This window comes from Streptococcus sp. HMSC076C09 (genome assembly GCF_001837905.1).
Lineage (GTDB): Bacteria > Bacillota > Bacilli > Lactobacillales > Streptococcaceae > Streptococcus > Streptococcus parasanguinis_I.
The window spans coordinates 70,692-84,213 of record NZ_KV834606.1 but is presented as its reverse complement, the minus strand read 5'-3'; the positions used below and the strand labels follow the sequence as shown (position 1 = coordinate 84,213).

The following is a 13,522-nucleotide window of genomic DNA, read 5'->3' as shown; positions in this document are numbered from 1 at the left end:
TAACGAATGACCGATTTCTGTCCCACTCTCTTTTATTGACGGTAGAAATATTGATCAGCTGGGTAGTTACCTGCAGATTGAGTGAGCACCAGACGTGGCTTGCTGGTATCAGACTGGTCTCCATCTGGATTTTGGAAACCGATTTTCAGCAGTCCAATCGCAGCACCAGTCTCCCCCATCTTCATCTCAACATAAGGAATCTTGCTCTTCTTATCCGAGTCTGCAACAGCCTTGAGGCTACCTTGGCCCTTGACTTTTCCGTCTGCTTGGATGACGATTTCAGCCCCCTTGCCATTGCGCCAGGTTCCAGCTAAGCTTGAGAAGTCGCCTCCGTTAATAGCCGCAATATCCAAGTCTTTCTCTTTTTTCGGTTGTGGGTAAGCTTTCCACCACTCTAGATGGTAATCACGGTAGGCCACGTCACCAAAGAGAATCCGACGTTCTTGGGAAGCTATTCCGTCAGGACCTGTCACACCCGCTGGGATCAAGTACAAGGTTTGCTCCTGCCCTTGGATCGCAGTCGCATTTGCCCCAGTGAAATAAACTTCATAATAGCCTTTTCGCTTCTTAGGCTCTTTTTCTTTATTGAGCAGGTAACTCGCCCGAGTGCCTCCACTCCAGAAGGTCCATCCTGTCTCACCATTTACAATACTTGGAAAAGCGCTGGTCTTATTTTGGTAATATTCTTCTGGAGTATAGCCGTAGAGTTTAAAACCTGAAGCTGCGATTTCCTTTTCATAGGTATCATTGGAATAAGCACCTTCAAACGGTGAGAGATTGCCATCAAGGACGACATCATTTGGATCTGTCGATTTGAAAAAATCCTCTCGATTGGCAAAGACCATCTCGTGGTCGGGATTTTTATCAGACATGGTGACCGTGATCAAAGGCTTCTTATCTGTCTTGTATTTGAAGACACGAACAGTGACTGTAAAGTCTGTATTGCCATCGGACTTTTTCATCTTGCCTGTCGAAACTTTGTTAGACCCTTCGACCTTCCAATCCGTACTAAATTCAGCGGATACCTTGCCGTCAGCCGTTTGGTAATCGATCTTCCAGGCCTTGCCTTTTTTCTCGATTTTGGCTTCATCCCGTTCATTAGAGACATAGTCACCACTCAAGTCAATGGCTTTTTCCTTTGGCTTGGTGACCTTCTTACTGGTCTGGTTAAATTCCTTTTGATGGTCTGGTTGGATGTTGGAACTAGAGTAGAGATAGACTCCACCGATCAGAACAGTTGCTCCGACCAGCCCCAAAATCGGCCCCAGGTATTTTTTCTTCCACTTAAGATTCATTTTACTACCTCCATGGAATAAGATCTTTACACTAGTATACCCTAAATCGACAGTATAGTAAAATTCCCCTCTATGTAGTGGTTTTCCATGTTTGAACTGACTAGTTTTAGTAGAAAATACCTGTTTCTCAAAAACAATATTTTGTTTATCATTATTTTTTTATCGTTTTTCGATACTTTTTTATTGACTAATTTTTTATAAGGAGTATACTATAAGTGAAAAATAAATAAACTTCAAGGAGGCTTGCGATGAAAAACTCAAAAACCTTAAAAAATGTCATTGAAGTCCTAACGGCTTTCATATTCTTTTGTGGCTTTATGACTGTGGCTGCACTGGTCGTCCACCTGCTTTCACGGATGGGAGTGTTTAAAGATCTCATTCAAACTGGACGTTTGTCCTTTGATGTCAATGGCATCCAGCTCTTCCCCAAACATCCGCAACCCCTCTGGCAGTTGCTCTTCCCACTAGCCTCAAGCGCTATCTATATTTACCTTCTCATCACCATTCGCAGCTTCCTCCAAAATCTCTACCAAGAAAAGATCTTTTCTCACTCCAACATTGATCTTTGCAATCGAGCTTGGAAGATTCTCTTGGTCTTGTCCTTTATGTCTGGCACACTTGAAACCAGTGGAAATGCTTATCTCCTTCCCTTCACTTTCCAATTGACCTTTAACACAGGGCTTCTCCTTGCCGTTCCAATCGTCTGGGTCTCTGGCAAGATTTTAGAGAGAGGTATTGAGATTGCTGAAGAAAATGAGCTAACCATTTAAGGAGGGTGCCATGATTATCGTCAATCTAGATGTCATGCTGGCCAAGCGGAAAATGAAATCCAATGAGCTAGCCGACAAAATCGGCATCACGACAGCTAACCTCTCCATTCTCAAGACCGGCAAGGCCAAAGCCATCCGCTTCACCACCCTTGAAGCCATCTGCAAAGAACTCGACTGCCAGCCCGGAGATATCCTAGAATACCGGCCAGATGAATAGGACAAGTATTTAAATATATAATGGGAGACCTTCCTTACCGACACAACAAAAGCACTCCCGCGGGAGTGCTTGAGAGCGTAGACAATTTGTTCTTCCTTACAAATCAAATTAATTTTATAAAAATCAAAAAATTTATTCGTTAGAATTATTCAATCATCTACTGAAACTTTCCGCCGTGAGAAAAGTGCTAGAAACAATTGTGTTTCTAGCACTCGGGAGTTTTGGAACCTTAGGTCCAAAACTAAGTCATGGAACTTCTTCGATGTTCGCTGACGTCCGTACTCACCTAAGGAAAGTTTTTTAGATGATTTTTTCTTTCTCTATCATTTACCCAATGATGCTTCCATTTGGTACAGATGGATCAACAGTTAAGACTGTTAATTGATCTCCGTATTCTGCGGAAAGAATCATGCCTTGGCTGACATATTTCTTCATCATCTTACGTGGTTTGAGGTTGGCCACGATTTGGAGTTTCTTGCCGACCAATTCTTGTTCATTTGGATAGAATTTCGAGATACCAGAAAGGATTTGACGGTCTTCGCCATCTCCTGCATCTAAGCGGAAGCGAAGCAACTTGTCTGAGCCTTCGACACGTTCCACTTCTTTGACCTCTGCTACACGGATTTCAACCTTGTCAAAGTCTTCAAATTTAATCTCGTCTTTTTCAGACTTGAGTTTCACTTCTTCTGGAATCCATTCTTTTTCTTGTGGTTTTCCAGCAGTCATTTGAGATTGGATGTAGGCAATTTCTTCTTCCATATCGAGACGTGGGAAGATTGGAGTTCCTTTGGTAACCACTGTGACATTTTCAGGGAAGCCTGCTAAGGTCAAGTTTTCAAGATCGAAGTCCAAGCCCAAGCCAAGTTGTTCCATGATGGCGTTTGAGGTGTTCATCATGAATGGTTGGATCAAGTGAGCCACGACACGAAGGCTAGCTGCCAAGTGAGCCATGACCGCTGCCAATTGTTCCTTGTCACCATCTTCTTTAGCGAGGACCCATGGAGCTGTCTCATCGATGTACTTGTTGGTCCGAGAGATGATGTTCCATACGGCTTCCAAAGCGCGTGGGTAATCAACCGCGTTCATTTGCTTGTGGTATTCAGCGATGTTTTCTTCAACTACCTTAGCCAAATCGGCATCAAATGCGGTAACATTTTCGACATAAGCTGGAACTTGACCACCAAAGTATTTATTGATCATGGCTACCGTCCGGTTGAGGAGGTTTCCAAGGTCATTGGCCAATTCATAGTTGATACGAGCCACGTAGTCTTCTGGGGTGAAGGTCCCATCAGAACCAACTGGTAAACTGCGCATGAGGTAGTAACGAAGTGGATCCAAGCCGAAGCGTTCCACCAACATTTCTGGATAGATGACATTCCCTTTAGACTTAGACATCTTGCCGTCTTTCATGACAAACCAACCATGGCCAATCAAGCGTTCTGGCAATTTGATATCCAACATCATGAGAAGGATTGGCCAGTAGATCGAGTGGAAACGAAGGATGTCTTTTCCGACCATGTGGAAAACGGTTCCGTTCCAGAACTTATCAAAGTTTTCATGATCTTCTTGGCCATAACCAAGAGCTGTCACGTAGTTAAGAAGGGCATCAAACCAAACGTAGACAACGTGTCTAGGATTGGATGGAACCTTTACTCCCCAAGTAAAGGTAGTCCGAGATACCGCCAAGTCTTCCAAACCTGGCTCAATGAAGTTTTTCAACATTTCATTGAGACGGCCATCTGGCGTGATGAAATCTGGTTGGGATTTGAAAAATTCAACCAAGCGGTCTTGGTATTTGCTGAGGCGAAGGAAGTAAGATTCTTCAGAAACCCATTCTACTTCGTGTCCTGATGGGGCTACCCCACCGATGACCTTGCCATTCTCATCACGGAATACTTCAGCCAATTGGCTTTCTGTAAAGAACTCTTCATCAGAGACTGAATACCAGCCAGAGTACTCACCCAGGTAGATGTCGTCTTGCGCAAGCAAGCGTTCAAAGACCTGAGCCACCACTTTTTCATGGTAATCGTCTGTCGTACGGATGAATTTATCGTATGAGATATCGAGTAATTGCCAGAGTTCTTTCACTCCAACGGCCATCCCATCTACATAAGCTTGCGGCGTAATCCCAGCTTCTTCTGCTTTTTGCTGGATCTTTTGACCGTGCTCATCAAGACCAGTCAGGTAGAAAACATCATAGTTCATCATACGTTTGTAACGTGCCAAGACGTCACAGGCGATTGTTGTATAAGCTGAACCAATATGCAATTTACCAGATGGGTAATAGATAGGGGTTGTGATGTAGAATGATTTTGTCATTTTCTTTTCCTTTCAGGGCTAATGGAACCCAATTTAGTAACACTCTATTATAACATTTTTAGGAGTCCCTGAAAACCCAAGACAAGCTAGGATCTAAGGAAGACAAGCAAAAAAGCTGACCGAAGTCAGCTTTTTTTTATGGATAACAAATTATGTTATCTTACTTACCAAGATAATATTCTTTTACAACGTTCAATTTTTCGTCAAATTCGAATACCAATGGTGGGAAGTTAGGGATTTCCACATCCATGATTTCGTCGTCTGACAATTGTTTGATGTGTTTTACAAGGGCACGGATTGAGTTACCATGTGCTCCTACGAATACGTTTTTACCGTCTTTAAGAGCTGGAGCGATTTTATCTTCCCAGAATGGAAGGGCACGTTCCAAAGTAACTTTCAAGTTTTCAGCATCTGGAATTACTGAATCGTCAAGTGAAGCATAACGACGGTCAGTGTGTGCTGAGTGTTCATCATCACGGTCCATTGCAGGAGGCAATACATCGTAAGAACGACGCCAAATGTGAACTTGTTCATCACCAAATTGTTCAGCAGCTTCTGCTTTGTTTTTACCAGTCAAACCACCGTAGTGACGTTCGTTCAAGCGCCATGATTTTTCAACTGGAACCCACAATTGGTCAGAAGCTTCAAGAGCCAAGTTAGTAGTTTTGATCGCACGTTTCAATACTGAAGTATAAGCTTGGTCAAATTCGATACCAGCTTCTTTGATCAATTTACCAGCGTCGATCGCTTGTTGTGTACCTTTTTCAGACAAATCAACATCAGCCCAACCAGTGAAAAGGTTAGCTTTGTTCCATTCAGACTCACCGTGGCGAGCAAAAACCAATTTTACCATTAGATGGATCTCCTTTTTATTCTCCGAGGTTTCCCTCGTTTATCTATTTTATTCTACTAGATTTTCAGTAAAAAATCTAGTGGCGACCATAGAAAAGTGCAATTTCTCACAAAAAAGAGCCTAACGGCTCTGGTTTGAAATTGAGGAATGTTTATTCTTATGTAGAAATAGGTTTATTCTGCCGATTGCTCCTTCTCTTCTGCTCTTTCATCTTCTAAAGGATGATTTCGTCTATAAACAATCCCACTAACATTCCACCACTCTCTGAGGATAAAAATCCAATAGAAGGCCTGACACAAGTAAAATCCCCATTCCAACCGTAGGAGGTCTATTTGAACAGTCATAGAAAACATGGTAAAGATTAAAATAATGCTACAGGCTACAAAAATTAACAGTGATTGAAGATGCGCCAGCAAAGGATAGCCTGTTTTATCTAGAAGATATTTTAAAAAAATAGCAAGTACTGGTAATACGAAAAGAATCACTAGTGAAATGGTGAAATAGGAATTAAGAAGACCTTCGAACTCTTTGGCATTGTAGAGAGAATGTTCACCTAGGAAAATCGTAAACCGTGCCGAATCATTCTCCCCTATTTTTTGATATATATAAAACGGTGACATCAATTGGGTCAAAACATAGACCGTAAATAAGCCAAGTTGACGCCATAACTGATGATTAAATTTTATTTTTCCTTTTACCATGTCTCCTTTCACCCCCTAACCTTTCCATTCCGAATTTCAACAGTCTCAGATACTTGTTTCCCATCATCGAACAGGCCATACCACCCATCTGGCAGAGACTTAATTACCAAGTAATCCTTCAAAACTGATTTAAAATCATACTCTGATTCTTTAAATCGACTTATATTTTCAGGGGAGATTATTTTAACATAGATGTCTCCTGATTCGATAAAACTACTATACGAGACATCATACCATCCCCCTAGAATTTTTAACTCAGAATTAGGAATGCTATTCTCATATTGCTTCATCAAACTGAAATAATTGTTACCTCGTTTCTTAACGGGGGATAAACTTATTTCAATCCAAGAGCCGCTAAAAGCACTATACTCGTTAATTTTTTTATCTAATTCTGCTTCAAGCTCGATTCGCTCAGTACTGAATTCAAACCCCTTCTCTATAATGGGCAAATAGGCTCTATCAAAATCATCATAGGTATTTTCTATTCCTAGGTTTTCAGCTAAATCAATCTTATTAGAATACGGCATCACCAAGTGTTTAAATCTGACTGATTTTTTCAGGGGAATTGAAATCTTTTTCCCTTCAACCGTTTCAGAATAGATAAAATTCACATCCGGACCAGCATTGGGCCGAGTCCAAGAGAAACCTGTAATCTGTATATCTCCTCGGAAACTTCTACTATCATAGAAACCTTTTAGGTTAGCGTCTAAATTTCTATAAAAATAGAATCCTAGAAACAGTAGGAAGCAGATAACCACTAGAAAGGCTTTTGACCGATCACTAATCGTCGTCTGGCCCTTCTTGAAATGTTTTTTCAAATTCACGTTCCAACTCTTCTTCAACTCTTTCCTCCTTTATAATCTTTTTAAATTCTTCAGCATTCCGAACGATTTCTTTCTGCCCACTCTTTGTATAAGGAGCGCTAATAGACCAACTGAAATGATCTGCATCAGGAAACAAACTCTTGATGACAGTTTTTTCCTCCTCCATAGTGAGGTTTTGTTTTAAAATCAAGAGATGGCGATATTTTTTTAGTAGGGTTAAGAGTTTACTATCCTTCACCTTCACACCATTGCGATCTAATCTCTCCGTAGAACTTGAGGAAGTTTCTACTTTTTCATCTTCATCATCATATTCATAATCTATCCAACATCCTCCTACATCTATTTTATTTCTATCAAGACTGTATTTTTTTGTCTCAAATTTGGGTGCAGGCAATATTTGATAAAATCCACTGTAACCATAATCAACAATCATTTTTGGATCTGTCTCTGCGATTTCTCCCTTGTTCAGATTCACAAATAGGAGATTATTTTTTGTAACATTGAAAGCTACATACTCATCTTTTCCATCTGTAAACATGCTACTTCGCATGTTTCCTTCAATCGAGTCGTAACCCATTTTTTGAACGAGTTTTAAAACATCAATGGTATGACCTTCTCCTTTCTCTTGACCCAATTCATAATATCGAATTCTAAAATATTCATTTGCGTCTTTTTTCTTATCTTCGCCACTGATTAGTTTAGAATCTTGAAGGGCTATATATTGGGATCCGATAGTATAATATGGGGCATTATTTTTATCTTCTTTCTTAAAACTATAAGCCAATATTGGAATTCCGGTGGCCTCTTCACTAATGATTCGATTTTCCAATAACCGTTGTCCTCTACCAACATAATCATAATTTCTATCACTCACAACATGTACTGCTTCTTTTAGGTAAAGGAAGCTCCAAATACCGCCAACCATTAGAACGGTCACGGCAACTAGGGAAAGAATATGCCATATTTTCCAAGAAAAATTCTCCAGCTTCTTCATCTCGTTCTCCTATTGTTTGATTTCAAAAGTATATTATATCATGATTTCTCCTATTTTTCCTTCACTATCCTAGTGTGGTTTTACCATACAAAAAAGAGCCTGACGGCTCTGGTTTGAAAATAGCTTGCTTCTTTTTGTCTTCAACAAACATTCACAATATAGAACTATTCTTTTGATAAGATTTCTGCCTCATTAGCTGTTTTGGTAGCAGAATTTCGATATTCAATCATCTTTTTTATATCACGTAAGTTGCTATAAATATGAAACAAATAAATGAGTAAGCAGACATAGAAACCTGAGCTAAAGCTATAGTGATCTTTCTGAACTGACAAAGAAAACACCGCATAAACGAACATTACTACACAAGATACATGAATCAACAAAGACTGTAAACTAGCTAAAAATGGGTATCCCTTTTTTTCAAAGAAATTATGAATGAAAAAAGCAAGGATAGGTAAGGTTACTAATAGTAAAAGTAAAATGATAAAATAAAAATTTACAAGATCCTCAAACGCTTCACCCCCAAACACAGGGTTATTGTCCAGAAAGAGAAAAATTTGTGAATTATTTGGATTTGAAATAGCTAGATCATTGTAAAATGGCAAAGCTAGAAATGAAAAAATTAGGAAAATATACAATCCAAGTTCCCAAGCTAGACTAAGTCCAGTATCCTTTTGTATTTCTGACATGTTTAATCCCTTTCTTTAACCTTTCCATTAAAAATCATAGCTCGAGCTGTGGGTAGTTCAGTTGAGGTATCAAGAGCATAAATCCCATTTGGTAAGCTCGTTTTTTGTAAAAGTGTATTCAACTCATCCTTCAGATGTATACTTTCTTTATCGACACCTTTTGGTAGCGAAATTTGAACATACAAGGCATTATATTCTAATGCATCCTCTACTGGAAATTGATACCAGCCTCCAAGTACGGTACGATTCTTCTTCATTGATTCTTTCTCATATTCACCGAGCCATCTAACTCTATAATAATTTGATAATTGACTGAAAGTTGTAAATTTCAAAGTGATTTTAGAGCCTTTTAACGTAGAGTTTTGATTGATTTTATTTTGAATTTCCTGTTCCAATTTCTTACTGTCAGGATTGAGCTCGAGTGCTTTTTCAAGAATTGGACCATATACACTATACTCCTCAGCATACATTCCAATCGAATCCCCAGTCATTCCATAACGACCTTCTTTACCCAAATAAGGATAATATGGAATAATAAATTGTTCAACCTTCATTCGTCTCTTTAATGGAATAGAAATGACTTTTCCATTGACCTTCTCAGAATAAACATAATTGACATCTATTCCCAATTTATCTTGAGTAGATAGGGAAAGACTGGTGATCTTTATCTCACCTGGATAATGATTGCTTTTATAGAGTCCTTTGATGTTTGTTTCCAAATTTCTATAAAAACAAATACTGATAAGAGCCAAAAAGCCAACTAGAACGAGACAGCTTTTTAGTTTTTCATTCTTCATTTCCATATACTTTCTCAACTTTCTCTTCATCAACTACTTGGATTAATTCCTCAATATTGTGGATATATTCGTTATGACCATCCCTTGTATAGTCATCATCAATAAACCAAACAAAGTGAGTTGCATCCGGAAATAGCTTCGACACTAATGACTGGCTACTAGATAAATTTCTGTCTTCTTCTAAAACAAGGAGAAATCCATATTTTTTTAATATTGAAAGAAGTTTGCTATCTTCAGGTTTTTCTTCACTACTGTCTGAAGTTGAATAACTACTATCGTTTGTGGTAGTCATTTTCTTCTTTGGCTGTTTATAGTGAACCCATGGCCAAGAAATTTTCGTGTTGCTTTCCTCTTCATCGAAGTTCTTCGTAATGAAATCTGGATTAGACAGGGCCCTATAGATGCCTTTATAACCATATTGTATCGTTTTCTTCGGACGTTTTTTACTCTCCTTTTGCGTCCTAAGATTAAAATAGATGGATTCCTTATCTGTCACTTTCACCCTGACATACTCGTCCTTCCCATCAGAGTACATGGTTGACTCCATGTTTCCATAAATCGTTTTATAACCCAGTTTCTGAATAATTTTAAAGACATCAATGGTATGCCCCTCTCCTTTTTCTTCTCCAATCAGATAATAACGAATTTTAAAATATTCTTCCGAATCTTTTTCATTTTGATTAACATTACCCAGCTTAGAATCTTGAAAGGCTATATAGTTATGTCCGACAGCAATTTGATCATCATAACCATCTTCATCTGTATTTTTTAATGAAAGAGCTAAAATTGGGAATCCTGTATCTAGTCCCTTTACTTTTTCATAGTTCGTCAACCGTTGCCCTTTTCCAACATAAATATAATTTCGCTCATGAACAATATAGTCTGCATCTTTTACGTAAAAGAATGAACAAAGGCTACCAATAAAAAATACAGCCACAGCAATCAAGGTATAAACGTGCCACATTTTCCAAGAAAAATTCTCTAGCTTTTTCATCTCGTTCTCCTTTTGTTTGATCGTGAAAGTATATTATATCATGATTTTCCCTATTTTTCTCCTAGTTAAAATATAGGTATATTCTCATTGCATCAAAAAAGAGCCTGACGGCTCTGGTTTCTCTCACATTAATTTTTCTGACAGTCGGGGCAAATGCCATAGACCGTCATCTGGGTTTTGGTGATCTGGTAGCCACTTTGACTGGCTGCTTCTTCACGAAGATCTGGGACTTCGATATCCACATCTGCGATACGACCACATTTTTCACACACCACATTCAAATGGTCATGCCCCATGAAATCAAAATAGGTCGTGGTATCATTGCGAACCTTGATCTCAGAAACAACCCCCTCATCAATCAAAACCTTGATATTGTTGTAGACAGTTGCTAGACTCATGCTTGGAAACTGAGGCAATAAATCGCGATAGATCTTCTCAGCGCTTGGATGTTCATGACTCGCCACTAAATAGGAAAGAACTGCTCTGCGGGTATCAGTAATCCGAATACCCTTGGCACGCAAATTTTGCAAGACTTCTTCCACGCGCTCTTCTTCATGACGATGCAATGCGTTCACTATGATCCCCCCTTTCCAATATGATTTAATCGATTCGTTACCCCTATTATAGCATGTTTCAAAATAAATCACTATTTAGAATGCTTTTAATTAAAAAAAATGTCCAGTGGACATTTTTTTCATGAGCCTGAAAACCGAAAAGCGAGTTTATGTCCGGGGGACATTGATTCACGAGCCTGAAATAGATTCATCTACTCTCAACCGATCCAACTGGTCATCCAGCGCACGGTTCCTAGGATCATTTTGACCACGAGGATCATAAAGCAAAATTCCAGTACGAACCACAGCCCTTTCAATAGATACAAAATAGGTCGGATAAACAACAAGGCAAAGAGGCCTAAAATGAATCGCATGGTCTTTTCTCTCTCCTTCTTTTTTCCTATTATACCCTTATCCTATAGAGCTGTCCAACAAAAAAACCATCCTAGAAATCTAGGATGGCTTTTCAAAATGCAATTATTTAACTGCTTCTTTAAGAGCTTTACCAGCTTTGAATGCTGGAACTTTAGAAGCTGCGATTTTGATTTCTTTACCAGTTTGTGGGTTGCGACCTTTACGAGCTGCACGTTCACGAACTTCGAAGTTACCGAAACCGATCAATTGAACTTTTTCACCTTTTGAAAGGTATTCTGAAACTGCTGCGAATACAGCATCAACAGCTGCTGCTGAATCTTTTTTAGTCAATTCTGTAGCTTCTGCCACTTTTGCGATCAAATCTTGTTTGTTAGCCATTTAACAAATCCTCCAAATTTTTTTAGGCTTTACGCCTTAACAGTACTATAATATCTAAAAAAAGCCTTTAGGTCAAGTACTAAACCTGTTTTTTCAAACATTTATTCAGCTTATTCGTAGCGCACCAAAACTGCAAATGCATTCTCACCTGTATGGGTTTGGATAATCGATCCAGTCTCGAGAACTGGGATAGCATTTTCAACGAACGATTGCAACTGAGCCTTCATTTCATTGGCCCACTCTGGTGCCCCTGCGTAAGAAATCCCGATCTCAGCCACCTTACTATGGGAAAGATTCTCTACCAATTCATCCAACCATTTCTTAAAGGTCTTGTTACCGCGCCCTTTGACGATTGGTTCTAACTGATGGTCCTTCATTTGCATCACGACACGGATATTGAGAAGGGAGCTCAAAAGTCCTGTAACACGGCCAATGCGCCCACCTTTAACCAGATTTTCCAAGGTAGAAACACCGATATACAACTCTGTCTTTTCTTTGACTTCTTCGATGCGAGCCAAGACAGTGTCTAAATCAGCTCCTTCTTTGGCCAACTTGGCTGCTTCAACGACTTGGAACTTCATGGCTTGGTCTGTAAAGCCACTATCAATCACAGTCACTTCTGCTCCTGACAAGGTTGCTCCTTGACGTGCCGCCTCTACTGTTCCTGACAAGGCATGAGACATATGAATCGAAACGATATGAGCTCCGTCTGCTGCTAACTTTTCATAAATTTCCGCAAAAACTCCAACGGGTGGTTGGCTGGTCTTTGGAAGATTTTTGCTAGACTGCATTAAGCGCAAGAAGTCCCCTTCACCCAACTCACTGTCAGAATAAAGGACTCCATCCACCATAACAGAAAGCGGCACAATCGTAATGCCATATTCTTCAACCACTTCAGGCTCAATTGTAATAGATGAGTCTGTAACTATTTTAATATTTGCCATATATTCCTATACTCTTCCTAGAATGTTCTGCTTTCATTATATCAAAAAACACGGGTTTTTGCAGTGAAAGATAACTAGTTCGGCTCCCTTAATCATCTGCAGCAGAAAAACCTGTATTGTGAAGGACATGGTCTTGGACAATTCCTTGATCATCCAAGAGCAACCCATGAAGAACCCCTCCATAAACAGCGCCCCCATCGACACCCATTTTTTGATCTGAAATCCAAAGATTTTCGGTACCGACTGGCTCATGGAGCAGTCCATAGACCGGTGTATGACCAAAGACGATCCATTTGCCTGTCTGATTCTCCGCTTCATGGAATGGTTTTCGGATCCAGACCTTTTGGTAGTCACTGGTTTCCCGCCAATTTTCAAGGGTTAGATCCACACCGGCATGGACAAAATAATAGCTCTCTGTCTCATAGTCAAAGGGCAAACTGCGGATGAAGGCCACCAATTCAGGAACCGTGCTCTCTACTGCTTGTGCATCTGCAACCCCATCTACAGGAGCATCGAGCGGGCGTCCCAATAGAGAATTAATGGTCGTATCGCCACCATTTCTTCGGTAGTGGTCATAACGTTCTTCTGGATTGTCCAACCAGGCTAAAAACATGTACTCGTGATTCCCGGAAAGGCAAACCGCTCCGTGATGGTCTACGTAGTCCTTTACGATTTCAATTGATCGTTTGCCATTTTCGCCTCGATCTATCAAATCCCCTAAAAAGACCAATTGAGCTTTTCCATCCCACTCTGTCATGAGCTCTTCTAGCATTTGTGCTTTCCCGTGAATATCTCCGACTACAAAGTATGTTGACATG

The 13,522-nt window shown here is 39.8% G+C and carries 16 protein-coding genes; 2 read left to right on the top strand and 14 right to left on the bottom strand.

What is annotated here, in order from left to right:
• Positions 1–32: 32 nt before the first annotated feature.
• Positions 33–1,295, bottom strand: a complete 1,263-nt coding sequence (locus tag HMPREF2704_RS00470) for a DUF6287 domain-containing protein (RefSeq protein ID WP_070845330.1) — start codon at positions 1,293–1,295, stop codon at positions 33–35.
• A gap of 248 nt (positions 1,296–1,543) precedes the next feature.
• On the opposite strand from HMPREF2704_RS00470, the gene HMPREF2704_RS00465 reads away from it, so the two are divergent.
• Positions 1,544–2,065, top strand: coding sequence for a DUF2975 domain-containing protein (locus HMPREF2704_RS00465; RefSeq protein ID WP_070845328.1), 522 nt, complete (start codon positions 1,544–1,546; stop codon positions 2,063–2,065).
• 10 nt (positions 2,066–2,075) lie between these two features.
• Positions 2,076–2,282 (top strand): helix-turn-helix domain-containing protein, encoded by a 207-nt coding sequence (locus HMPREF2704_RS00460; RefSeq protein WP_003006064.1) that lies wholly within the window; start codon positions 2,076–2,078, stop codon positions 2,280–2,282.
• A 327-nt stretch (positions 2,283–2,609) separates the two neighbouring features.
• Here the strand turns inward: HMPREF2704_RS00460 and metG are convergent, their stop codons facing one another.
• The 13 genes from metG to HMPREF2704_RS00400 form a co-directional block, all read right to left on the bottom strand.
• Entirely contained in the window at positions 2,610–4,601 is a 1,992-nt protein-coding gene (metG, locus tag HMPREF2704_RS00455) for a methionine--tRNA ligase (RefSeq protein ID WP_070845325.1), read from the bottom strand.
• Positions 4,602–4,761: 160 nt separating this feature from the next.
• Positions 4,762–5,454 carry a phosphoglycerate mutase gene (locus HMPREF2704_RS00450; RefSeq protein WP_003012031.1) on the bottom strand — a complete coding sequence of 231 codons (693 nt, stop codon included), beginning with the start codon at positions 5,452–5,454 and terminating at the stop codon, positions 4,762–4,764.
• 173 nt (positions 5,455–5,627) lie between these two features.
• Positions 5,628–6,155: a hypothetical protein gene (locus HMPREF2704_RS00445; RefSeq protein ID WP_049506960.1), complete on the bottom strand. Its 528-nt coding sequence runs from the start codon at positions 6,153–6,155 to the stop codon at positions 5,628–5,630.
• 8 nt (positions 6,156–6,163) lie between these two features.
• Complete coding sequence (locus HMPREF2704_RS00440) at positions 6,164–6,997, bottom strand: hypothetical protein (RefSeq protein WP_049522603.1); 834 nt, start codon at positions 6,995–6,997, stop codon at positions 6,164–6,166.
• The gene (locus tag HMPREF2704_RS00435; protein ID WP_049474238.1) at positions 6,936–7,973 is read right to left on the bottom strand and encodes a hypothetical protein; all 1,038 of its coding nucleotides are present in this window, start codon (positions 7,971–7,973) and stop codon (positions 6,936–6,938) included. Before HMPREF2704_RS00435 ends, HMPREF2704_RS00440 begins: the two co-directional genes overlap by 62 nt.
• 164 nt (positions 7,974–8,137) lie before the next feature.
• Positions 8,138–8,662 (bottom strand): hypothetical protein, encoded by a 525-nt coding sequence (locus HMPREF2704_RS00430; protein ID WP_049474237.1) that lies wholly within the window; start codon positions 8,660–8,662, stop codon positions 8,138–8,140.
• Between the two features lie 2 nt (positions 8,663–8,664).
• Positions 8,665–9,459, bottom strand: a complete 795-nt coding sequence (locus HMPREF2704_RS00425) for a hypothetical protein (protein ID WP_141760622.1) — start codon at positions 9,457–9,459, stop codon at positions 8,665–8,667.
• On the bottom strand, positions 9,449–10,453 hold the full coding sequence (locus HMPREF2704_RS00420; protein ID WP_049474235.1) for a hypothetical protein: 1,005 nt from the start codon (positions 10,451–10,453) through the stop codon (positions 9,449–9,451). The genes HMPREF2704_RS00425 and HMPREF2704_RS00420 overlap by 11 nt, the downstream gene beginning before the upstream one ends.
• A 128-nt stretch (positions 10,454–10,581) precedes the next feature.
• Positions 10,582–11,028 carry a Fur family transcriptional regulator gene (locus HMPREF2704_RS00415; RefSeq protein ID WP_003006041.1) on the bottom strand — a complete coding sequence of 149 codons (447 nt, stop codon included), beginning with the start codon at positions 11,026–11,028 and terminating at the stop codon, positions 10,582–10,584.
• A 197-nt stretch (positions 11,029–11,225) separates the two neighbouring features.
• A complete protein-coding gene (locus tag HMPREF2704_RS11365; RefSeq protein ID WP_004219735.1) occupies positions 11,226–11,381 on the bottom strand; it encodes a hypothetical protein in 156 nt (51 codons plus the stop codon).
• Between the two features lie 103 nt (positions 11,382–11,484).
• Positions 11,485–11,760, bottom strand: a complete 276-nt coding sequence (locus HMPREF2704_RS00410; protein ID WP_003006038.1) for an HU family DNA-binding protein — start codon at positions 11,758–11,760, stop codon at positions 11,485–11,487.
• Between the two features lie 110 nt (positions 11,761–11,870).
• Positions 11,871–12,704, bottom strand: a complete 834-nt coding sequence (locus HMPREF2704_RS00405; RefSeq protein ID WP_049522602.1) for a DegV family protein — start codon at positions 12,702–12,704, stop codon at positions 11,871–11,873.
• Positions 12,705–12,792: 88 nt separating this feature from the next.
• Positions 12,793–13,521 carry a metallophosphoesterase gene (locus HMPREF2704_RS00400; RefSeq protein ID WP_070845320.1) on the bottom strand — a complete coding sequence of 243 codons (729 nt, stop codon included), beginning with the start codon at positions 13,519–13,521 and terminating at the stop codon, positions 12,793–12,795.
• Position 13,522 lies beyond the last annotated feature (1 nt).